The 23,607-nt window shown below is 69.4% G+C and carries 16 protein-coding genes; 4 read left to right on the forward strand and 12 right to left on the reverse strand.

Going from position 1 to position 23,607, the window contains the following annotated elements:
• Positions 1 to 1,310, forward strand: a 1,310-nt coding sequence (locus ND748_RS00005) for an MmgE/PrpD family protein (protein WP_251743213.1), incomplete at its 5' end; no start/stop codon positions are given.
• A 94-nt stretch (positions 1,311 to 1,404) separates the two neighbouring features.
• The gene (gene prpB / locus ND748_RS00010; protein ID WP_251743214.1) at positions 1,405 to 2,298 is read left to right on the forward strand and encodes a methylisocitrate lyase; all 894 of its coding nucleotides are present in this window, start codon (positions 1,405 to 1,407) and stop codon (positions 2,296 to 2,298) included.
• A 32-nt stretch (positions 2,299 to 2,330) separates the two neighbouring features.
• Here prpB and ND748_RS00015 read toward each other — a convergent pair whose 3' ends face one another.
• The gene (locus ND748_RS00015; RefSeq protein ID WP_251743215.1) at positions 2,331 to 2,606 is read right to left on the reverse strand and encodes a nickel-binding protein; all 276 of its coding nucleotides are present in this window, start codon (positions 2,604 to 2,606) and stop codon (positions 2,331 to 2,333) included.
• A 57-nt stretch (positions 2,607 to 2,663) separates the two neighbouring features.
• A complete protein-coding gene (locus tag ND748_RS00020; RefSeq protein WP_251743216.1) occupies positions 2,664 to 5,855 on the reverse strand; it encodes an AAA family ATPase in 3,192 nt (1,063 codons plus the stop codon).
• Between the two features lie 276 nt (positions 5,856 to 6,131).
• On the opposite strand from ND748_RS00020, the gene ND748_RS00025 reads away from it, so the two are divergent.
• Positions 6,132 to 7,367 (forward strand): acyl-CoA dehydrogenase family protein, encoded by a 1,236-nt coding sequence (locus ND748_RS00025; protein WP_251743217.1) that lies wholly within the window; start codon positions 6,132 to 6,134, stop codon positions 7,365 to 7,367.
• Positions 7,368 to 7,423: 56 nt separating this feature from the next.
• Here ND748_RS00025 and ND748_RS00030 read toward each other — a convergent pair whose 3' ends face one another.
• From ND748_RS00030 to ND748_RS00075, 10 genes are all read right to left on the reverse strand, one after another.
• Positions 7,424 to 9,694, reverse strand: a complete 2,271-nt coding sequence (locus ND748_RS00030; RefSeq protein WP_251743218.1) for an efflux RND transporter permease subunit — start codon at positions 9,692 to 9,694, stop codon at positions 7,424 to 7,426.
• A 259-nt stretch (positions 9,695 to 9,953) separates the two neighbouring features.
• Positions 9,954 to 11,090 carry a Fic family protein gene (locus ND748_RS00035; RefSeq protein ID WP_285901385.1) on the reverse strand — a complete coding sequence of 379 codons (1,137 nt, stop codon included), beginning with the start codon at positions 11,088 to 11,090 and terminating at the stop codon, positions 9,954 to 9,956.
• A gap of 247 nt (positions 11,091 to 11,337) precedes the next feature.
• Positions 11,338 to 12,309, reverse strand: coding sequence for an alpha/beta hydrolase (locus tag ND748_RS00040; RefSeq protein ID WP_251743220.1), 972 nt, complete (start codon positions 12,307 to 12,309; stop codon positions 11,338 to 11,340).
• A gap of 309 nt (positions 12,310 to 12,618) precedes the next feature.
• Positions 12,619 to 13,263 carry a hypothetical protein gene (locus ND748_RS00045; RefSeq protein WP_251743221.1) on the reverse strand — a complete coding sequence of 215 codons (645 nt, stop codon included), beginning with the start codon at positions 13,261 to 13,263 and terminating at the stop codon, positions 12,619 to 12,621.
• A 186-nt stretch (positions 13,264 to 13,449) separates the two neighbouring features.
• Entirely contained in the window at positions 13,450 to 16,158 is a 2,709-nt protein-coding gene (locus tag ND748_RS00050; RefSeq protein ID WP_251743222.1) for a LuxR family transcriptional regulator, read from the reverse strand.
• A 270-nt stretch (positions 16,159 to 16,428) separates the two neighbouring features.
• Complete coding sequence (locus ND748_RS00055; RefSeq protein ID WP_251743223.1) at positions 16,429 to 16,896, reverse strand: nuclear transport factor 2 family protein; 468 nt, start codon at positions 16,894 to 16,896, stop codon at positions 16,429 to 16,431.
• A gap of 288 nt (positions 16,897 to 17,184) precedes the next feature.
• Complete coding sequence (locus ND748_RS00060) at positions 17,185 to 17,472, reverse strand: DUF1330 domain-containing protein (protein WP_251743224.1); 288 nt, start codon at positions 17,470 to 17,472, stop codon at positions 17,185 to 17,187.
• Between the two features lie 92 nt (positions 17,473 to 17,564).
• Positions 17,565 to 18,593, reverse strand: a complete 1,029-nt coding sequence (locus ND748_RS00065; protein WP_251743225.1) for an ABC transporter substrate-binding protein — start codon at positions 18,591 to 18,593, stop codon at positions 17,565 to 17,567.
• A 193-nt stretch (positions 18,594 to 18,786) separates the two neighbouring features.
• Entirely contained in the window at positions 18,787 to 20,880 is a 2,094-nt protein-coding gene (locus ND748_RS00070; protein WP_251743226.1) for a tannase/feruloyl esterase family alpha/beta hydrolase, read from the reverse strand.
• 271 nt (positions 20,881 to 21,151) lie between these two features.
• The gene (locus tag ND748_RS00075; protein WP_251743227.1) at positions 21,152 to 22,504 is read right to left on the reverse strand and encodes a cation:proton antiporter; all 1,353 of its coding nucleotides are present in this window, start codon (positions 22,502 to 22,504) and stop codon (positions 21,152 to 21,154) included.
• Positions 22,505 to 22,692: 188 nt separating this feature from the next.
• Between ND748_RS00075 and ND748_RS00080 the strand changes: the two genes are divergently transcribed.
• Entirely contained in the window at positions 22,693 to 23,523 is an 831-nt protein-coding gene (locus ND748_RS00080) for a class II glutamine amidotransferase (protein WP_374215811.1), read from the forward strand.
• The last annotated feature ends 84 nt before the right edge of the window (positions 23,524 to 23,607 follow it).

A 23,607-nucleotide genomic window follows, 5' to 3' on the forward strand; every position in this document is an offset into this window, starting at 1 on the left:
GGGATGGGCGCATGGTTATTTTTTTTATACCAGACAGGGCCGCCGCGCGGCTGTGCGGCGCGCCGGCCGACCTGCGGGTGTCGCCGGAGTGGGCGGCCTGGGCCAACGGTGTCGCCGTGCGGGAACTCGACTTCCACGACACCTACCTGGCCGCCGACTACTCCCACCCGGGCGACAACATCCCGCCCGTGCTCGCCGTCGCCCAGCACCTGGGCCTGGGCGGTCGCGCGCTGGTGCGCGCCATCGCCACCGGCTACGAGATCCAGGTCGCCCTCGTCACCGGGATCTGCCTGCACAGCCACCGGATCGACCACATCGCGCACCTCGGCCCGTCCGCCGCCGCCGGCATCGGCACCCTGCTCGGCCTGCCGACCGAGACCGTCTACCAGGCCGTCGGGCAGGCCCTGCACACGACCACGACGACGCGGCAGTCCCGTAAGGGCGAGATCTCCAGCTGGAAGGCGTACGCCCCCGCTTTCGCCGGCAAGCTCGCCGTCGAGGCCGTCGACCGGGCCATGCGCGGTGAGGGCGCCCCGTCCCCGGCCTACGAGGGGGAGGACGGGTTCATCGCCTGGCTGCTCGACGGACCCGGCGCCCGGTACGTGGTCAGCCTGCCGGCCTCGGGTGAAGCCAAGCGCGGCATTCTCGACACCTACACCAAGGAGCACTCCGCGGAGTACCAGAGCCAGGCGCTGATCGACCTGGCTCGCCGGCTCGGGCCCCGGATCGGGGACTTCTCCCGGGTCCGCTCGATCGTGATCCACACCAGCCATCACACGCACCACGTGATCGGCTCGGGGGCCGGCGATCCGCAGAAGTACGACCCGTCGGCCAGCCGGGAGACCCTCGACCACTCGATCCCCTACATCTTCGCCGTCGCCCTGCAGGACGGCGACTGGCACCACGAACGCTCCTACGCCACCGAGCGGGCCGCCCGGCCCGACGCCGTCGCCCTCTGGCAGAAGATCACCACCGTCGAGGACGAGGAGTGGACGCGCCGCTACCACTGCGCCGATCCGGCGGAGAAGGCCTTCGGTGGACGGGTCGTCATCGAGCTCGACGACGACACCGTGCTCACCGACGAGATCGCCGTCGCCGACGCCCATCCGCTGGGCGCGCGTCCGTTCGGCCGGGACGCCTACGTCGCCAAGTTCCGCCGGCTCGCCGACGGCATCATTCCCGCCGCCGAGCAGGACCGTTTCCTCGACACCGCCACCCGTCTGCCGGACCTCGGCCCGGACGAGCTGGCAGGGCTCACCCTCACCCCGCAGCCCGCGTTCACCGGCGGACACACCCACGGAATCTTCTGACCCTCCCACCAGGCTTCCCCACCAGGCTTCCCCACCAGGCCTGCCCGGCCAGTAGACGCCCCGGCGATCAGCCGGCGCAGGAAAGGAACCGCAGATGCTGCACGCGACGAAACCGGTGCATGACAAGCGCGCGCACTTCCGCGACGAGCTGCGTTCCGGCAGGCTCCTGCGGCTGCCCGGCGCGTTCAACCCGCTGACCGCGGTCCTCATCGCCGAACTGGGCTTCGACGGGGTCTACGTCTCCGGTGCGGTCCTCTCCGCCGACCTGGCACTGCCCGACATCGGCCTGACCACCCTCACCGAGGTCGCCGGGCGCGCCGGCCAGATCGCCCGGGTCACCGACCTGCCCACCCTCGTCGACGCGGACACCGGCTTCGGCGAGGCGATGAACGTCGCCCGCACCGTCCAGCTCCTCGAGGACGCCGGGCTCGCCGGCTGCCACCTCGAGGACCAGGTCAACCCCAAACGATGCGGGCATCTCGACGGCAAGTCCGTCGTGGCGACCGAGGAGATGGTCCGCCGGATCCGCGCCGCCGTCGCCGCGCGGCGTGACCCGAACTTCGTCCTCTGCGCCCGCACCGACGCCCGCGCCGTCGAGGGCCTGGCCGCCGCCACCGAGCGGGCCCGCGCCTACGTCGACGCCGGCGCCGACATGATCTTCCCGGAGGCGATGGCCGACGCCGCCGAGTTCGCCGCCGTGCGCAAAGCCGTCGACGTGCCGATCCTCGCGAACATGACCGAGTTCGGCAAGAGCGAGCTGCTCACCGCCGCCACCCTGGAATCCGCCGGGGTCAACCTGGTCATCTACCCGGTCACCCTGCTGCGGATCGCGATGGGAGCCGTCGAGGACGGGCTGCGGCGCCTGCTCGCCGACGGCACCCAGGCCGGCCTCGTCGACCGGATGCAGACCCGCGCGCGACTCTACGAACTACTCGACTACGCCGCCTACAACACCTTCGACACGAGCATCTTCACCTTCCGGCTCTGATTCCGGCTCTGTGCATCCGGTGTCGTCGTCGGTCACCGCTGCGGTGGCCCGACGGGCAGGTTTCCCGGTTCCACCCGGTCCACCTCGACCACCACGGCCTCGGGCAGTCCCGACCTTCTCGCAGCGGCCCAGACAACCTCGGCCGTCGGCGCCTCGAACAGACAGTACGACTTGCGCTGGTCCGCGCTCAGGAACGAGAACACCCAGCGCAGACCCTCCTCGACGTCCTGGGCGTCGAGCGCACCCAGGCCGAGCTCGGCCAGCTTCATCTGCTCGACGTATTCGCGCTCCACCAGGAACAGCGGCACGAGCTCTCCTTCTCCAGTTCAGGTCGTCGTTTCTTCGCCGCCAGGTCGGGTCGCTCGTCAGGCCTGGTGGTCGGCCTCGCCGGCGAGCCCGTTGCGGTAGGCGAACGAGGCCGCCTCGGTCCGGTTGGCGGACGCCGTCTTCATCAGGATGCTGCGGACATGGTTCGCGGCCGTGTTCTGGCTGACGAACAAGGCCTGGCCGATATCGCGATTGCTGTGCCCCCGGGACAGCAGTCGCAACACCTCGATCTCCCGTTCGGTCAGCCCACAGGGCGCCGGGTCCCACCGGGAGATCCGCCCCGCGCCGGCCGGCGCCGTCGCCACCGCCTCCGCCGCCACTGCCGCCTCCGCCTCCGCCACTGCCGCCTCCGCCACTGCCACCGCCGCTGACCGCTCGGACAGCGCCGCCACCTCGTCCAGGATGGCGGTCAGGCCGTAGCGGACCCCGACCTGGCGGGCGGCGGCAAGCTCGCCGTCGGCCCGTTCGAGGTCGCCCCGACCACGCCGGGCAATCAGCATCCGAGCGTGACCACAACGCGTCCGGGCCAACCAGGTCCGCGCGCCGATCCGACTGTTGATCTGCACAGCGGCCTGAAAATGTCGTTGCGCGTCGTCCCACCTCTGCGTGCAGGTGGCGAGCGCGGCGAGGTACCGGTCCGCCGCGCCGTGACAGGCGACGAGACCAGCGACGATGATCACGCTGCCGGCAAGCGGCAGCAGCTCGTCGTAAAGCTGGCTGGCGTGCTCGGCGTCCCCGAGCGTCCCGCAGGCGTCGGCGAGGTAGGTCAGCGCCGCGACCCGAAGCGAGTCGTGCGGCAGCTCGGCGAAGTCGTCGGCGCACAGCCGGCCGATCTCCGCCCGCGCCTGGTCAGCCCAACCCAGTTCGGCGTACAGGACGGCGAGCGCCGGCCGCCACATCGTCCCCGCATCCCGTCGCGCGGCGAGCAGCCGCACGACCGGTGCCAGCTCGCCGAGGCGGGCCTGTTCCCGGCGTACACCGAACATCTGGATGCCGTGGGCGCCGGAGGCATCGTATCCCTCGGCCCGGCTCAGCTCGAGCGCGCAGTCCGCCGCGGCGGCGGACTCGGCGAGGCGGCCGTCCGCGAGCGCGACGGCGGCGGCGGACTGCTCACAGGCGTAGAGGTAATGGTGCTGGCCGAGTCGCTCGGCGAGGGCCCGGTACGCCACGATCTCGCGCCGCAGGTCGTCGAGGCGGCCGAGTTCGGCGAGCACGGGCAGCCGCCACGTCCGGATGGAACAGCCGAGGTCGTCGTTCCCGGTCTCCTCGGCCAGCGCGAGGGCCTCGTCCATCGCGGTCAGCACCTGCTCGCCGCCGCGGTCACCACGACCCCAGTAGCTCTGAGCCAGCGCCCAGGCCAGTGACTGCCGGTCGGACTGGGAGCGGGCGAGTGCCACCGCGTCCGCCAGCGCCGCGGCCGCCCGCTGCCGGTCACCGCGGTATCCGTGCGCCCGAACGAGCGCGGCCAGCAGGCGCACCCGCAGACCCGCGGCCCGGTTCCCCAGCGCGCCCAGGGCTTCGAACAGGACGGCGGTCGTTGCGGCGTCCACGATCCCCGGCCGCCAGCAGGTCTCCTCGAGGCCGAGGGCGCCCTGGGCAAGCAGGACGGCGTCCTCGGCGTCACGGGCGACGTCGACGGCGGCCCGGTAGCAGGCGAGGGCTTCCCGCCAACGGCTGGCCGCCCGCAGCGCGTCGCCGGCCCGAAGCTGCACCCGGCCCTGCTCGGCCGCCGGGACCCCGAGGTCCAGCGCCGAGCGCAGCAGATCCGCCGCCCGATCAAACGCACACTGGCGAAAGGCCAGCTCCGCGGCTCGCAGACTGTAGGTGACGGCCTTGTCGGCCGGCCCCAACGGGGCCGCCGCGACGAAGTGCGTGGCCAGCTCAACCGTTCGCCGAGCCTCGTCACCCGGGGTGAGCTCGACGGCCTCGGCCACCCGCAGATGCAGCAGCGCCCGCCTGATGTGGGTCAGCTGGCCGACGACGGCGCGGCGCACCAGCTCGTGGGTGAACCGGTAGCGGTGGTAGGAACCCGGTACCGGTACGAGGGTGGCGCTGGCCAGGGCCTCGTCGAGGGCCGCGAGCAGCGCCGCCTCGTCGAGGTCGGTGGCCGCCCGCAGCAGTCCCAGGTCTGTTTCGGGCCCCACGGTCGCGGCCACCTCGAGCAGGGCCCGGGTTGCGGGTCCGAGCCGGGCAAGGCGGTGCGTGACGACCTCGCGAACGCTGTCCGGGCTGCCGACATCGGCCAGCGGACCGGCCAGCCGCCATCCGGCCACCGTGCGGTCGGCGACACCGGTCTCGACCATGCCGGTCTCGACGATGCCGGTCTCGACGAGGTGACACCACAGCTCCCCGAGCAGGAAGGCATTGCCCCGTGTGAGCGCCCGCATCGTCCTGGTCACGGCGATGCGATGGTCGTCGAGGGCGGCTCCGCCGGCCCGGTCGACGAGCTCGGCGACCATCGCCTCGTCGAACCCGCCCAACCGCAACCGGACGACCGCGTCGACGCGGGCCAGGTCGGCCAGCGTGTCCGCGAGAGGTTCACCCAGTTCGGCGGTGTCCCGGAACACCCCGATCAGCAGCACTCGCGCGTCGGCCCGGGCCCGCAACAGGGTGCGGACGAGAAGCAGCGTCGACTGGTCCGCCCATTGCAGGTCGTCCAGGATCAGCAGCACCGGCCGGCGTGCGCTCGTGTTGGCCAGCAGGTCGACGAGTGCGGTGTGAAGCCGGTGCCGTTCGGTCTCGGTCGACGACGTCTCCGGCACCGACAGCCCGCCCACCCGGCGTGGCAGGTCCGCGAACAGCCGCGTCAGCTCGCCGCCGAGCGGCCCCACGTCGACCGCGAGTTCGTCGGAGTCGGCGTACCGCAGCAGGTGGCCCAGCGCCTGCGCGACCGACTGGTAGGGCATCGGTGCGGTCGGGTCGCAGACGCCGTAGAGGACCTGGCCGCCGGCCGCCGCCACCTCGTGGGCGAACTCCCGGACCAGTCGGCTCTTACCGGCGCCGGGCTCACCGCTGACGAGAGCGACCCGGTGGCCGGCCTGGGACTGCTCCCAGAGCGCGCGCAGCCGAGCCAGCTCCGCCGCCCGGCCCACGAAGCCGAAACGCGGTACGACCTGGAGCGCCGCGGGCAGCAGAGGTTGCTCGCGTTCCATCCTCACCACCGTGTCGACCTTCATCACCGTGTCGACCTTCACCGCTGCGTCGACCTTCACCGCTGCGTCGACCTTCACCGCCGTCTCGACCACCCTTCGCGGGCCTGCGTCGACAGTGCCCGGCCTCCTGGCGGGTGACAAGGCTCTGTCGGCAACCAGCCAGCCCCGTAGTCAGATCTGAACCTGCGGCCGAAGGCCGGGGCGAACCGCCGCCTCCGATGACGGTCAACGCTGGTCATGGCAGGACGACGCGGTGCTCCTAGCGTCGGTGGCGACCAGTCACGGCGCCGAACCGCAGCGCCGAATCGCAGCGCCGAATCGCAGCGCCGAACCGCTGCATCGAGAGGAAGTCCGATGACCACTACTGCTGCCCCCACCACGCCACCGCCCGGCACGGCCGAATCCGGAGCCGGCATCCCGGCCGCGGCCGGGATCCTCGACGAGGAGATGCTGGCCCGCTTCGACCGTCGTGCCCCCAGCTACGACCGGGAGAACCGGTTTTTCACCGAGGACTTCGACGAACTCAGGGCCTGCGGCTACCTCGACCTGGCACTGCCCGCCGAGTTCGGCGGCCCCGGCCGCACCCTCGCCGAGATCGGCCAGGCCCAGCGCCGGCTCGCCTACCACGCCCCGGCCACCGCGATCGCGGTCAACATGCATTTCTACTGGACGGGGCTCGCCGCCGACCTGCTGCGCGCCGGCGACCGGAGCTGTGCCTGGATCCTCGAACGAGCCGCCGCGGGGGACGTGTTCGCCGCCGGCCACGGCGAAGCCGGCAACGACGTGCCGATCCTGGCGTCGACGACCACGGCCGAGCGGGTCGACGGCGGCTGGGAGTTCACCGGCCACAAGATTTTCGGCAGCCTTTCGCCGGTGTGGGACTGGTTCGGCATTCACGGCACCGATCTGAGCGACCCCGCGAACCCGAGGATCGTGCACGGCTTCATCCCGCGCAGTTCCAGGGGCTACCGCATCGAACCCACCTGGGACGTTCTGGGCATGCGGGCCACCGAAAGCAACGACACTCTGCTCGACCACGCCTTCGTCGCCGACGAGCACGTCCCGTTGGTCTGCCCGGCCGGGTTCGCCGGCGCGGGACCGTTCCAGGTCGGGATCTTCGCCTGGGCACTGCTGGGATTCGCCAACGTCTACGCCGGGATCGCGCAGCGCGCCTTCGACCTCACCGTGGCGAAGGTCCACCAGCGCACCTCGATCGCGCTCACCCGGTCCATGGCCTACCACCCCGAGGTGCAGCACGAGGTCGCCGAGATGCGGATGGATCTCGAGACCGTGGACGCCCTGCTCGCCAAGGTCACCGGCGACTGGTCCACCGGTGTCGACCACGGTGCGGACTGGCCCCTGAAGATCATCGCCGCGAAGCATGTGGCGGTCACCAGGTCCTGGCGGGTCGTCGACACCGCGCTCGATCTCACCGGCGGTGCCGGGGTCTTCCGCCGCAACCGGATGGAACAGCTGTTCCGCGATGCCCGGATGGGCCGCTTCCACCCCGCGAACTCCGCTCTCACCCACGAACTCGTCGCGAAGTTCTCCCTCGGCATCAACCCCGACGAACAGCCGCGCTGGGGCTGATTCCGACCCGCCTCAGGCCCACCTCCGACTCGCCTGAGGCCCGTCTCAGGACCGCCTCAGGAGCGGTGGGCCAGTTCCCGTTCGTCTTCAGGTCGGTCGTCGTCGAAGGGGCCGGTGCCCGCGCCCGTGGCGTGGGTGACGGCCTCGTCGGCCGGTTCGACCGAGACGTGCGGGGTGATGCGTTCCAGCCACCTCGGGAGGTACCAGTTGGACTTGCCGACAATGTGCATGACCGACGGCACGAGCATCGTCCTGAGGATGAAGGCGTCGAGGAACACGGCAGCGGCGAGGCCGGTGCCGAAAATCTTGATCGGCCGGCCCGGGCTGATCACGAAACCGAGGAAGACGGCAATCATGATGATGGCGGCGGCCGTGATGATGCCGCCGGTCTCGCCCTGCCCGACGGTCACCGACCGCCTGTTGTCGCGGGTGTGCACCCATTCCTCGTGCATGCGGCTGACCAGGAACACCTGGTAGTCCATCGACAGGCCGAACAGGATGGCGAACAGCATGACCGGGATCCAGGCGTCGATCGGCCCGCCGGGACCGGCGCCCATGGCGTCGGACAGCCAGCCGTACTGGAAGATCGCCACGACCAGGCCGAACGAACCGCCCGCTGCCAGCAGGTTCATCACCGCGGCGGTCAGCGGAATGACCAGGCTGCGGAACGCGATGAGCAGCAGGAGGAACGACAGGCCGACCACGACCGCGATGAACAGCGGCATCTTCCGGGCGAGCACCGAGGCGAAGTCGACGTTGATCGCCGTGTCACCGAAGGTGTAGATGCGGTTGGCCGTGCCGTCGTACAGCGGCGGCAGGGTGGTCGAGCGCAGGTGCCGGACCAGCGTGTAGGTCTTCTCCGACTGCGGTGACGTGGTCGTCTTGAACGTCACGAAGGCGATGTCCCTGGCCAGCGGGACCGTGCCCAGGCTGGCCGGGTCGATGCCCGGGACGGCGGACAGCGTCTTCGTCACCCGCTGTAGGTAGGCCTGGTCCGAGGCGCCCGGGCCACTCACGACGGCTTCGAGGGTGGAGTTGTAGCCGACGCCGAAGTCGGAAGCGATCAGGTCGTAGCCGGCGCGGGTCGTGAAGCTCTTCGAATCGCTGCCCTGATCGCTGGCGCCCAGCTGTAGCGAGAAGAACGGCAGGGCGATCACGACCATCACCGCGGCCGAGACGATCGCGACGACGACACGGCGCCTGGCGACGAACTGCGACCAGCGGGCCCAGTACCCCACCGGACGGTCATCGATGAACTGGCCGGCCCGCACCGCCGCCCGCTGCCGGCGGGGCAGCACCTTCAGACCGAACAGGCTGAGCAGGGCGGGCAGCAGCGTGAGCGAGGCAATCATGGTGAAGCCGACCGCGAGCGCGGTCGCCACCGCCATGCCGTTGAAGAAACTCACCCCGAGCGCGATGAGGCCGAGGATGGCGATACACACGGTCGTACCGGCGAACAACACCGCCCGACCGGAGGTGTTGATCGCGTTGACGATCGACTCCCCGACGGGCATGCCGCGCCGCAGATTGCGGCGATGCCGCGTGACGATGAACAGGGCGTAGTCGACGCCGACCCCGATCACCATCAGCTCGGCCAGATACGGGGTGATATTGGAAACGTTGATCGCATGACTGAGGATGTAGATCACGCCGAGGCCGCTGACGAGCGCGACCACGGCACTGGCCAGCGGCAGCACCGTGGCGGCCACGGTACGGAACACCAACGCCAGGATGATGAGCGCGGCCGCGAATCCGATGAACACCGACGAGCCCGAACCGCTGCTCTGCCCGATGCCCGCGAAGGCGTTACCGGTGAACTCGACCTGCAGCGAGTCGCTGCGCAGGGTCTTCAGCTGGTCGTAGACGTTCTTGAACAGCTCGGCGTCGTAGTGATCGTTTTCCCAGGTGATGGTGACCAGCGCCGTCGTGGAGCCGCGCGCACTGTTGAGCAGCCCCGGGTTTCCCGGCGCGGTAGCAGCACTCTTCGAGCAGTCGATCGACTCCCACGGTGACGCGACCAGCGCCACATGGTTACCCGAGGCGCACACCTTGGCCAGAGTCGACTTCAGTTGCGCGGGTGACGCGGTGAACGCCCCGGTCTTGTTCTTGAGCACGACCGTGCCCAGGGCGCCGTTCTGATTGTCCAGGCCGGCGTCCTCGAGCAGATGCGCCACGGACGCGGTCTCGGTGTGCGGGAGGCTGAACGTGTCCTTGTACGAGGCCCCGCCCATCGCCCCCGCGATCCCCTGCGCTGCGACGACGAAGATGACCCAGCCGATGACGACGAGCCATCGGCGACGGACAGCGAGTTCGGCGATCCGCTTCATCAGTTCTCCCGCTCGACGACTGGCAACTGGCAACTGGCCCGGCACCGGCGACCGAATCCGAGTCGACCTCGGCCTCACCCGCGCTGGCGGGCTGACGGTATCCGGTTGGAGCACAGTGACCGGCCGATCGACGCACTCCCAGAACCTGTTGATCGAATCTACTCGACCGGGTCGACGGCATAGTTATCACACCGCGGTCGCTCCAGACGACCGCTCACTGTCTGTCAGGATGGCGAACAGACCGCGCGGACGGTTCTCGTCAGCCGTCGTAGGGATTCCTCAGGATCATGGGCGTGCGCGCGATGTCGCGTGCCGGCTGCGGGAAGCGGGGGCCTGCTGTGTAGTAGCGGGCTCGGGTTCGACCGACCGGTTCCAGGATCTGGGCGATGGTGAGGTCGCGGAGATCCCGTTGCGCCTGCTGCAGGCTCAGGCCCTCGGCCCGCTCGTAGCGTGAGCGGCGGACGCGTCCAGTCATGGCCACGTCGTGCAGGGCAGTGACCACTCGCTCGTCCAGACCGGTACTCTCGGCGAATTCGTCGAGTGCGCCCCCTACCCGCCTGGAGCGGTCGAGGCGACCTTGGACGGTCTGGGCCTGCTGATGATAGGCGGTCAGGTTGAAGCGGATCCAGCTGGCGACATCCTGGTCGGGAAGGTACTTCGGGCCCCGGTCGGCGAGTTCGCGATAGTACTCCCAGGTATTTCCAGGGCGGCCGAGCCACGCCTCGATGGACGAGAACTCCGGGGCGAGGACGCCTTCACGTGCGATCATGAGCGTCTGCAGTGAACGGGACATCCGGCCGTTCCCGTCGGCCCAGGGGTGGATGGCGACAAGGTGCAGATGTGCCATCGCTGCGCGCACCAGCAGATGGGCGCCGTCGGCGGCGTTGAGCCAGTCGACAAGTTCCCCCATCAGCGCCGGGACAACATCGGCGTCCGGGGCTGTATAGGCGGCGACGCTGGGGTCGCGGGCGTCGGTGACGTACACGGGGCCCCGGCGCCACTGTCCGGCCGGTTTGCGCACCTTGTGACGGTGGCCTTGCAACATCCAGTGCAGAGCGTTGAACAGGCCTTTGCTGTAGCTGAAATCCTCGATATCGTGAAGCGTCTGAATATACGTCATCAGCCGCTGATAGGCGAGAGTCTCCTCGCGGTTCTCGTCCGAGACCTCGACATCTCGCTCGCCATCCATCAGGTCTTCGACGTCGGTTGTGGAAACCTTGAAGCCCTCGATGGAGTTCGAGGCTGCAACGGCATCAGCGGTCAGGAATTTCCGGAGCCCCCCAGTCCACTTCGATGGCATGTTCCGGAGCTGGTGCCGCAGCTCCGTCCGCATGCCGTCGACCTCGCCGAGCACCTGCCAGTCGGTAGGTCCGAGAGCGGGAGTGGGATAGAGCATGCACCGACGATAGATTAACATAGTCATAGCGTCAAGCAACCAGCCCATGCTCGCCGTCGGGAGTCTGGACGCGATCACACCCCGACCAGGGGTCGGTGGAGATGTCCGCGGCGGGGACCTTCGCCCACACCTCACGACGCGGCTCCGGCGATCCGATCCCGGCCGAAGGGCGCCGCGGATGCGCTGCACCCAGATCACGGACGTTCGACTTCCATGGACATCCGAGTCGTCACATGGAGCTGAGTTGTCACATGGAACGGAGGACCCGTACGCGGTCGGCCACGGCCCGGCGCGCGGCGGCGCTCTGGTAAGCGATGGCGTCGTACTCGTGCGGGGCGCCCGGCGTGAGGTGAAGTTCGACCGGCACACCGCCGCGGCTGAGTAGCAGCGCGAAGGCCAGATCCTCGTCGCGGAAGATGTCGAGCTGGCCGACCTCGATGTAGGCCGGTGGCAGCCCGGACGCGTCCTCGAGCCGCGCGGGAGCCGCGAGTGCCGGTACATCGGTGCCACCGGCACGCGCGCCGAGGAAGGCCTGCCAAGCGGTGATGTTGTCCGCGTAGGTCCAGGCGGCATAGGGCTCGATGTGCGAGTCCGCAACCGTGTTGCGGTCGTCGAGCATCGGGAAGATCAGCAGTTGGTGCACGATGGCCGGTCCGCCGCGGTCGCGGGCGAGGATCGACACCGCAGCCGCCAGGCCACCGCCCGCGCTGTCGCCCATGACGGCGATGCGGGTCGGATCGACACCGAGCTCGGTGGCATGCTCGTGCAGCCACTGCAGCCCGGCATAGACGTCCTCGACCGGAGTGGGGAACGGGTACTCGGGGGCGAGGCGGTAGTCCACCGCGAGGAAGGGCACGCCGCTGCGTGACACCAGGCGGCTGACCGCGCCATCGTTGATCGGCACACCCCCGAGGATCATGCCGCCGCCGTGGAGGTAGAGCACCGCGGGGCCGGGCGTGGCGTCGTCGGTGTCGGTGTCGGTGTCGGCGGTTCTGTACCAGCGCAGGAGCAGCCTGGCTCCGTCCGCGGTGGTCAGCTCGTGATCGCTGATGCGGACGTCGTCGGCACCGGGCTGAAGCCGGTCGACGGTGGCGAGCATCGCGTTCATGACGACGCGGCGGCCGTCGACATCGCCGACCGGCGGCGGGGCCACATCGGCCAGCCCGGCTACGAACGGGCCGAGCGCCTCGGCGATCTGCGGATCGAGTTCAAGCGTCATTGGTCCGACGTCCTCCCATGTGCCCGAAGAGTGGATAGGCGCCGCGACGGGTCGGTAGGTCGGGGAGCTCTTCGAGCCTAGGCGCACCCGCATTCGGCACGTATTCGTCCGCTTGCTGAAAACGTGATCCCTGTTGCGGCCGTCGCGTCTGGCAGGATGTTCAGATTCGCGACGCATCATCGGAGGAGTCGGTTGTTCGTGGGCCTCGGGATCTCGCTGCACACCGGAGCAACCCCCGTCAGCGGGGAGGTCTCTTTGTACTGATCCGGGCGGGAGCATCGGGGACGGACTCCGCGGCGCGGGTCGGCGTCAACTCCGTGGGCCACCCGGCAGGGACGGCACGAGGCCGGGGAGCTCGGTAAGCCGCGGTGCGAAGATGTTGGTGATCGGATGGACCGCGATATCCGTCCTCCGATCGATACGTAGCTCTTCGGTGGCGGGCGCGAGACGGCGCTGCAGGAAGGCCTCGAAGTGCTTGGCCGCGTCCCACAACTCGACGATCCGGTAGCCGATTGCCGACGGGGTGCAGATGTGCAGGAAGATGCCCGGGTCTGGATTCTTTTCCACGTCCAGGTGATCGATGAGGGCGCGGTACTCCTCACCCGTGAGGCCATGTACGTCCAGGGTGGTGACGACGCCACCCGGGCGGGCGGGCAGGTCGGGGATCTCGTCGAGACGTGGCGCGAAGAGGTTGAAGATCGGTTCGACCGCGATGTCGGTCTCCCGCTCGACCCGGACCGCCTGGGTGGCCGGGATCATCCGGTCCAGCAGGAACGCCCGAAATCCCGGCTCCTGATCCCACAGCTCGGTGATCCGCATTCCGTTGTCGGTCCGAGTGGCCACGTGCAGGTAGATGCCAGGCGAGGGCCGGGTCTCGACCGCCATGTGGTCGAGCACGGTGCGGTAGTCATGCGGATCGAGTTCGACCACGTCGAGGGTGGCGACGACGCTCATATCGGTGCTCCTGATCGGCTTGGCGGGTCTGCCCGATCAGGCTAGGGCCGGTCCGGCCAGCGCGAATCCGTCACGCATTAGGTAGTCGGTGACCGGCGGAACTGCCGTCGCCGTTGGCGACCACGGGCCAGCCGAGGTGCCCGGTGGGCCGGCGCAGCGGCGGCTCGATCGCGCGGGTGAGCTGAGTCAGCCGGTGGTCGGACCGCCCAGCGCCAGCCCGGCGAGTTCGGCGCGCGAGCGCACGCCGAGCTTGTGATACGCCTTGTTCAGGTGGTAGCCGACGGTGCGGGGGCTAAGAAAGAGCTGTGCTGCGATATCCCGATCCGACAGGCCCTCGGCGGCCAGCCGACCGACCTGGAGCTCCTGGGGTGTGAGCCCGGTGCCGGCGGCGGATCCGGACGACGGACGGCTCTGGGTGGCCCCCAGCTCGGCTGCGGCACGCCGCACCCAGAAGCGTGCGCCCAGATCCTCGAACGCGCCGAGCGCACGCGACAGCGGCGGGCGGGCATCCGCCTTCCGACGGCGGCGCCTGAGCCATTCGCCGTACAGCAGTGCCGTCCGCGCGTGTTCGAAGGGCCTCGGAGCCAGCTCATGCAGGTCCAGCGCGGCACGGTAGTGATGCTCAGCGGTGGCGTCGCTCGCCAGCAGGGCCTGACACCGACGGACCAGTGCGTCGACGGACGGTTGCTCGATGTGCGAGGCCCAAACTTCGAGTCGCGCAAGGGTCGCCGCCGCCTGCGGCCCTCGGCCCAGCCGGACCCATGCCTCGATCGCGTCCGGGATGCCATGGAGGAGCGGCGGGTCGAGCCGGGCCGGCCCGGCGGCGGTCAGGTCCAGTCGGCCGACCGCGGCACCGGGCCGGCCTGCGCCCAACTCGAGGATGGTGAGCGCCCAGTCGGCCCATGAGCCGCCCAGCGGCTTGACCACCTTGACGGGGCTGTCGAGCGCGTCGGCGGCGAGCGCGCGACAGGCGGTCTCATCACCGGCTACCGCGGCGAGGTAAGCCAGAATTCCCCTGACATAGCCAATCCACCGAGTCTGCCCGGTATCCAACGCGAGTTGCAGCGCCTCCTGCGCGACGACCCGGGATTCCCGGTGCTCGCCGAGCAGGACCTGTGCGGCGGCACCAAGGCTGAGCATCGCGGTCAACCAGCCCACGCGGCCGTGGAGCCGGCTCTCGGCGGCCACGGCCGCCGCCACGTCCCGGGTTTCCCGTTCGTGTCCTGCGATGAGGCCGCCGAAACCGATGAGCGAAAGGTCATGGGGGCAGCCCAGCGACGACTCCCGAGCCTCCGTGACGACGCGGCCGAGCGGTGGCCACTCGGTGCCCGTCCGTTCCAGGGCGAGCGAGGTCATCCAGATCAGGAACGTGCGGATCGGTGTCATCCGATCGTCCGGCGCCAGCTGGAGCCCGTCCAGCCTGCTCGCGGTGACGGCCAGCAGGCCCAGGTCGTCGGCGGACCAGGCGGCGTTCACCGCGGTCAGCTGCATCCGCAACTCAAGGTGGACGTGTGTGTCGGCCACATGTCGCGCGCCAGCGGTGAGCAGGGCATGGGCGGCTCGCGGCCGACCCTGCTTGAACTCGACGGTCGCGCGGACGCGGGCGGCCCTGGCCTGCAACAGCGGCTCGCGGGTAAGGACCGCCGCCTGTTCGGCGACCATCCGCGCCTCGTCGAGGTGTGCCGACTCGACGGCCGCCTCGCCCGCAAGGGTGAGGCGGCGGGCTCGATCCGCCAGGTCCGGACTGAGCCGCGCCGCCTGCCGGTAGGCCGCCGCCGCGGCTTCCAGACCGTTGCGGCGCACCGCTCGGGCCGCACTGCGCTCCAGCTCGGCCGCGATGTGCTCGTCGGCCCCGGTGGCCGCCCTCGCGAGTTGCCAGGCGCGACGGTCCACATCCCGTGGTTCGACCAACACGGCGGCGAGCGCCCGATGTGCCACGATCCGTTGCGCCAGCGTCGCACCCTGATAGACGGCCGTGGCGACCAGTGGGTGCCGGAACATCACCTCGACACCCGTCACACGCAGCAGACCGGCCCGCTCGGCCGGTTCGAGATCCGTCGCGGCAAGCCCCAGGGTCCGGGCCGCGGCGAGCACCACGCCGAGGTCGCCACCGCCCTCCGCGGCGACGATCAGCAACAGCCGCGCAGCAGGCTCGGGGAGACTGCGGACCTGCCCCAGGAACGTTTCACGAAGTCGCTCGGTCAACGGTGTCGATTCGGTATCCGGATCGAGTTCGCGCAGCGCCAGCGGATTGCCCGCCGCAGCGGCGAGCACCTTTCCACGCGCCGCCGCGGTCAGCGAGTCGCGCCGTTCCAGCAACACCGCGGCGGCGCTCGCGCCGTCCAGGCCACCCAGCTGGATCGCCGGTAGGCCGGCAGCGGGAAAAGGGTGAACAGGATCCTCGCGGACCGCGAACACCAGGCCGACTCCCTCCGCGCGGAGCCGGCGAGCAACGAACAGCAGCGTCGCGGCCGAGGCGTCGTCGAGCAGATGAGCGTCGTCGACCAGGCACAGCAGCGGTTCTTCGGTGGCCTCACCCAACAGCGTGAGCACAGCCAGGCCGACGAGGAAGCGCCCGTCCGGCTCCACCACCCCCTGTCCGAACACGGCCTGGAGGGCGGCGCGTTGCGGACCTGGAAGGATATCGACCCGATCCAGCAACGACCCGAGCAGCAGATGCAGCGCCGCGTACGGCAGGTGCCTCTCCGCTTCGACTCCGGCGCTGCGCAGCACCGGGAAGCCCCCGGCGGCGGCGGCAGCAGCGGCGTGCTGCAACAGGGCGGTTTTGCCAATCCCGGGTTCACCCCGGATGACCAACGCACCGCTGTGGCCGGCGGGCAAACCGCTGACCAGCGCGTCGACGACAGTCAGCTCGACATCCCGGCCGTGAAGCATCGATTCGGAGGTTACCCCAGCCCAAGCCCGACAATGTGCGGGAGTCCGGAACAGGTCATCCCGAGCCCCTGACGGATGGTGCCCGCGCTGTGGCACGCATCGCGGACACCCCGAAAGGGCGCCCATTGGAACTCGAAAGAGAATTGGCGTCGATCATGCGCGGCATGCTCAGGACATCCCTGGGGAGGGATCGACATGACCGCAGCCGAAACCGCGGACTATTGATTCTTATGGCGATCTGATCTTACCACGGGCAGGATTTCGGCCCGTTCATGATCCGCTCGACGAGGGTTGAGCGGCCCCCGCGGCCGGTGGCGTCGCGACCAGGTGGAGATCGCCCTTCCGACGCTGGATGCGCCAGCCCTCGGGCGTCCGGGACAGCCGGTCCAGGTGCCGCCCGAGCAGGGATATCCCCAGCCCGCCATCGGGGCGCCGTTCCACCACCGTCCACATGACCTCCGCCGTCGCGGTATCACCGGCCAGGATCACGTCGGGGCTGGAAATGATGTGGAACGAGGTGCCGAGCCCGGCCGTGAGGGTCCGGGCCATGAGTTCCTGGATGGCCTCGGGTCCCTTGGCCCGCCCCATCGGTCCCAGGAGGACCTCACCGTCCTCGGCGAACAGGGCCGCCAACCGCGCCCAGTTGCCCTGATCAAGATGCCGGCCGTAGTCGACGAACAACTGATGGATCGCATCGCGGTCCTCGAGCCGTTGCAGACGGTCCTCAAGACTCTCCATGGTCACCTCGCACTGTCGAAACGTCTGAGCAGCGCTGACCATCATCAGCGTCGCACCGCCGGGTGCAGCGTCTCCCGAGATCGTGGCGAGATCGTGGCGAGGTCACCGCCCAGGTCGCCAACGCTGGACACGCTAAGTGGTCATGGCATTTTCGGGCAACCGAATCCTGGGAGGATCCGCTCCGGCGCCGCGGGCGGCGTTCGGGCAGCCCCCGGCCCGGGCGGCGGCCACGGTGCCGGTCTTCGTCTCCCAGCTGCGCCGCCCCTCGCACCCGAGCGTCCCGGCTCGTTACACGCCCGGCACGATGCGCATGTCACGAACGGCGCCACCGTCGAGGACGGCCAGGGCCTTCTGGTAAGCGGGGCTGTCGTGCGCGGCCCGGGCAGCCTCGACCGAGTCGAACTCGATGAGCACGGTGCGGGTCTTCTCCCCGGCCTCGTACGTCTGCTCGGGAAGACCCCGGGCCACGAAGGTGCCGCCGGCCGCACGCAGCGCCGGACCGGCCAGCTCGGCGTACGCCGCGACCTTCCTCTCATCGACGATCTCCTGGTAAATACTGATCCAGTACGCAGTCATGACGCCATCCTGCCCGAGGACGGCACACACACGGGTCTCAGCCCCTGGGCGATCAGGGCCACGGACCGGCCCTGGAGCCTGGGCCTCCGCTTCTACCGGAGGGCTGTGGACTCGGCGATGTCGAAGAAGTCTCCGTTCTTGGCCGCCTTCAGATCGTTCACGGTGTACGTGATCCCGTAGTGGTTGAACAGGCGCTTGTAGGCCGGGTTGTCCACTTCGACCGACGACCACGGGTGAATGACGCCCAGCATGTCCACGTCGCGCAGCCCGTTGAGCGCCGTCGTGAGCGACGCCGCGGTTACCGGTCCCGGCACCTTGGGCAGGGCCGCCTCCAGCAGCCTTGCCCCGATCCAGGTGATGATGCCGTTCGAGGTGACCGGGTCTTTCGAGCCCTGCGCGGCGATGGCGGCCTTGATCCGGGCAATGCCAGGATTGTCGTCCGCGCTGTTGAGCTGGGAGTCCACCACCACGAGGCCGTTGGTCAGGGCCGGGCCCAGGGAGTCGATCAGCTTCTGCGTGAAGACCGCCGAGACGCTGCCGACCGTGAGGTGCTTGCCGCTCTGCCTGATCGCCGTGAGCGCCTGGGCCGCGGAAGTCGGGGCAAGGCTCACGGCCACGCAGTTCGCCCCCGCTCCGGTGATCTTGGAGATCGCCGGAGTGAGGTCAGGCGCGTTGAGGGCGATCGGGGACCGCGCGACCTCGGTTCCGCCCTTGGACTCGATGCCTTTCCTGACCAGGTTCGCGAGGAAGTCGGTGCCGTCGTAGTAGACGATGCCCATTTTGGTGCAGCCGGCGTTGGCCAGGCCGATCCCGATGGCTGCGAACTCCGCGTTCGCCGAGGCGGTCGCGAACGAGTTGGGGCTGGCGGTGTCGGACTGGCCGAGGACCGGGATTCCCGCCTTCGTGAGCGGGGCCTGGTCCGCGGTGAGGAGGTTGCCGCCGTTGATCACCGCGGCGACGTGGTCCGCCACGGCCTTCTGCTCGCACACCAGGACGCCGCTCGTCGTGCCCTTGCTGTCACAGGTCTCGACCTCGACGTTCGGGAAGCCGCGCAGCTCGCCCTTCACGATCGGAACGACCTCGGGCATCGTGAAGACGTTTCCGGTGATGTCGCCAATCACCAGTATCTTGGCAGCAACGCTGCTGGTGGCGGTCGGAGCGGCGACAGCCGGCGGCGGGTTTCCTGACGACGAGTCGCTTGCGCACGCCGAGAGAACAAGCATGGCACCGAGTCCGACAGCCAGTAGGGCACCGGCCGGTCTGGCGCTGATCATGCCTGCTCCCTTGAGCCGGTTGATGTCGACGAAAAGGCGTTCAACGGACGACCACCCGAACCCGGCCGAGGTTGGGGACCAGCCGGCTCGTGGCCGACACGTCGCCGTCTCGGTGGCTCCTGACGCGGACCGCGGGAAAGTACGTCCCGGGCCGGTCGAAGGCATGGGTGGTGGTGAGCTGGACGGGGTTGGCCTGACCGTCGATTCCCGCGAGCTCGGACGCGAACGTCCCGCTGCCGTCGAAGTCCCACGCCGCGCTGACGACCGCACCGGCACCGGGCGGCACCTCGGCGGTCACCTCGAACGTCACCGGCTCGCCGGCCGACACCTCGGCGCGTACCGCCCCGTTCGCGGCCACCGTGACGACGGCCTGAATTCCGCCGCGGGTTCGCGCGTCCGGGGCCAGGGCCAGCCGTCCGCCGGTGTAGTCGTAGGCGGTGTCGACGGGAGGCGTGCCGTTCTCGACCCACGCGGCGAGGTCATGAAGGCTCTGCTCGACGAGCGGGTTGTAGTCGATGTAGCGGGTACTCATCGACACCCCGCCGGCCGAGGGCAGGAAGGAGCCCGGGATGTTCTCCGCGTTCTCCATCCAGCGAAGCCGCAGCCGATCCGCCGCGGCGCCGCCCTGCACCCGCCGAATATGGTCGGCGAGAGCGTCGGCACGGCCGGGCCACACGTTCGCGTCGTGCGTTCCGGGCAGCAGAAGAAGTTTCCCGCCGAACGAGCCGGACGCCGGGCCGCCACCGAGTGCGAAGGCCGTCGGCAACCCGTGGCGCGGATAGACCGGCCGACCGTCGACGAACGTGGCGACGGACTCGCGGTCCCACTCGGCGACCTGATGCCGGTACGCGTAGCAGAACGCCAGGAAATTCCGGTTGTCGATCAGTACTTCGTCGCCGGGAACGACGTCTGTCATCCGCAACGTCCCGGATTCGGCGGCGCCGTCGACGTAGAGCGTGTTCTCGCCCACGACGCCGGCGACAACCAGGCTCCGGCCGGTGGCCTCGCCGCTGACGATCTTGATGGACGCGCCCAGCAGGTAGCCCGCCACGTCGGTGTCGAGCTCCAGCGCGCAGGGATACTGCGCTCCCTTCATCCCGATCGTGAACTTCGCGATCGCGCCCAGCCCGGCGAGGCCGGCCGCGCGGGCGGCGAGCTGTTCGGCGGTGACCACGGCGCGGACGCGCGCGCTGGCCTGCACACGATGGGGAGCGAGCAGCTCGGGGAAGTCGTGGCCCACGTGTCCGGGCTCGGACCAGAATCCCTCGAAGAACTCCGGCAGCTCCGCCAGCATGTCGTCGGCGAGCCACGACCACGCCGACACCGGCCCTACCGGCTCGGCAATCATGATTTCGGAGCCACGGGAGAAGCCGAGCCGGTAAAGCGCGGCCAGCTCCTCCCGCTGGTGGGTGTCCAGACCGGCGAAAACCTCGCCACTGCCCCCCGGTTCCACGGCGTCGATGACACCTCGGACCTTGTCGCCGAGCAGGCGCTGGACGTTGAGCACCGCGCCGAAGGTCGCGAGCGAGGCCGTCTTCAGCAGCCGCCGGCCGGGGGGTAGCTCGTACGTCGCCTCGTCCATGGTCGCCGCGATCCCGACGTAGGGCATGGCACCGTCGAACACGTCGCTGTTCTCCAGGCACAACTGGGCACGCATGCCGCCGCCCCCGCCGCCGTAGGCGTAACTCGCCCGGGGCGGAGTGCCGTAGATCTGGGTCGCGAGGTGTTTGGAAAAACGCGCCGATTCCGTGTGCGCGCGATAGCCGTAGAGCGACGGGTCCGGACCGGCGCGGAGGTCGAGCTCGACGCCGATGTGCCCGGCGTTCGACTCGACAATGTAGGCGCCCAGCCGGAATCCGATACCGAGCTGGTCGAGCAGCAGGCCCTGCACGGTCCCGCAGGTGTCCTCGTACCCCCCCAGGCCGCCCTCGACCGGAAAGAGCATGCGACCGGCCCAGTCGTCGGCGGGAGGAAAGTAGCACGATAATCGGGTGTCGGTGTCGGCGAAGCCGCCGTGCACGAAGCGGTACTTGTAGGCACCCACCGGCGCGGTACGCCACTCGTCCACGTCGATGTACGGCTTTCCGAAGAAGGCGTCGGTGACCTCGTACCCGGACAGATCGATTGCGCTCATTAGACAGCTCCGCCCTGATCGCCCTCGAGTCCGGCCCCACTCGGGTGGCAGCAGCCTCGCAGAGCATCCAGGACGATGTCAACGATGTTCACCGAATGGTCTGGCGCGACCCGTCGACCGGCTTCGACGACCGGCGACCTCCCCACCCCCCGCACCTGCTCGGAGTCCGCCGCCGGTGCCACCGGCCGGGCATCGGCCGCGACGTCACAGCCTCCGACCCCCTACCCGACGATCTCCAGGAGGAGCAGCGTTGGCAGGCCAGCCTCCATGATCATGATCTCGACCCCTTGGGCAGACGGGCGAGGCGGGTTGGCAGCGGTGCCTGGGCGGCTTCGCGGATCTCAGGGTGGCGCGCTGCCGCGGCCGCGTACCAGCGTCCGTAGCGCCGTGCGCCCCACGGCGCGGAGATGCCGTGCAGAACCACGCTCATCCCGACAGTGAGCATCACCACCGGGACGATCTGGTGCTGTTCGGGCAGATTACTGGTGGCGACCAGGTCCGCGAAGACGATCGACGCCAGTCCGCGTGGCCCGAACCAGCCGACATACGCCACGGTCTGGGGCGCGACCTTTGATCCACACAGCGAGACGGCGACCGGGATCATCCGGATGACAGTGAGGCTGAGCAGCCCATAGATGACCGCCGTCCAGGTCGTGTGTTCGAGGGCTGGTGCCAGGAACAGGGCGCCGAACAGCACAAAGCTCACGGAGACACCGAGCTGGGCGACATCCTGCGGCATCTGCTGCGCCGCGGCCAGGTTCTCGCGCGCGACCAGGCCGGCCACGAGGCCGGCGGCCCATGCCGCGATGAAGCCGCTACCGTCGATCAGGTCCGCCAGCGCGTAGGCCAGCGTCGCCGTGGCGAGCAGCGCGACCGACTGCCACGGCCGGCTGGACCATCCCCTCTTCATCGACCACCGTAGGGCCAGGGCGCCACCGGCGCCCAGCGCCATCCCGATGGCGCCGGAGGCCACCAGGGCGCGCAGAAACACTGACACGGCGTGTCCGCGGCCGGCGGTTTTTTCTTCCTCCTGCGCCAGGGCCAGGAAGATGGTCACGAATGGCAGGGCCAGGCCGTCGTTGAGGCCGCCTTCGACATTCAGTGCGTGTCGGATCAGCGGAGGAACCCGCTGGTTGCTGATGACCGGCAGCCCAAGCGCCGAGTCGGTGGGCGCCAGGATGGCCGCCAGCAGCGCCGCCTCCCACAAGCCGAGGCCGGGGAACAGTGCCGACGCCAGCACCCAGCCGACGGCGATGGTCAACGGGAACCCGATTCCCAGGAGCCGGCCGGGCAGCGGTGCCTCCGTCACCCAAGGGCCCAGGCCGGCCCCCATGGCGTCGGTGAACAGCACGATCACGAGGGTCAGTTCCAGGACGGCGCCGGCGCCGCGCTCACCGACGGACGAGGTGATCAGTCCCGCGACCTGTTCACTGGCCAGCAGGCCGGCCGCGGTGAACACCAGCGCACCGCTGATCGGCGTCTGCCGCAGGCGCCGATCCACCAGCGCGTAGGTCATCAGCGTCACCGCCACGACCGCGACTGCGGAGTCCAATGCTGTGCTCCTGTCCGGCGGCAACTGCGCGACCATCGTGTGGCTGGTCGAGTAGGGCCGCAAGACGATCACGGCTCCGCTCAGACGTATTTCAGTACCGAACCGACATCACGACCTGTTTCCTCGACCAAACTGGCCTGGCCCTCGATCCAGAGCCCCCGTGGCCAGACCCTGACCAGTCAAGATTTGTACTGGCTGTGAAAGCGGCGATTGCCTCGATGTCTCGTGGGCACCTCTGCCGTAGTTGACGGGAGGGTGACATGTGCAGGTGGATGGGGTACCGCGGCGAGCCGATCGTCCCACGCACGTTGTTGTACGAGCCGGAAAGATCGCTGATCGCCCAGAGCGTCAGACATGGGCCGGACCTGCTTGAACCGAACGGCGACGGGACCGGGCTGGGCTGGTACAGCCGGCGCCGTATCCCGGCCATCTTCCGCAGCGACTCACCCGCATGGGGTGATGAGAACTTTCGGGAACTGGCCGACGAGATCTGCTCTCCGATGTTCCTCGCGCACGTGCGGGCAGGTACCGGCACGCCGGTACAGAAGACGAACTGCCATCCGTTCCGCTACCAGAAATGGCTTTTCGTGCACAACGGATACATCGACAGCTTCGACTCGCTTCGCCGCGACCTGCTGATGGCCGTCCGCCCCGACCTGTTCGGTAACATAAAGGGCTCTACGGATTCCGAGGTGATGTTCCATCTTGCCCTGACTTTCGGCCTGGAGGAAGACCCCATCGGGGGTTTGGAACGAATGGCCGGTTTCGTCGAGAGCGTCGGAGCCGCCGCGGGTGTTGCCGAGCCCCTGCAGATGACGGTCGGGCTGGCCGACGGTGAGACGATGTTCGCGGCCAGATACGCCAGCGGGCCGGTGGTCAACACTTTGTACATGAGCGAGAGCGTCGACGCGATCCGGATGCTTTATCCCGAGCACGAACGGCTGCGGCGCATACCCGCCCACGCCCGCGCAGTCCTCTCGGAACCGCTGAGTGAGCTACCCGGGGTGTGGCGGGAGATACCCCCGTCCACGGCACTCGTCATCACCGACACGCCACACCAGCGCGCCTTCCGTCCACAACCGCCCGGGTAGGAAGAGTGCGGCTGCCCCGGCTTGTCGGTGGCGCCGTCCGGTGGTTGTCGCGGGCGGCCGTCCCTGCCACCTGCGGTGAAGGTG

This window comes from Frankia sp. AiPs1, assembly GCF_023716945.1.
Classification (GTDB): Bacteria; Actinomycetota; Actinomycetes; order Frankiales; family Frankiaceae; genus Frankia.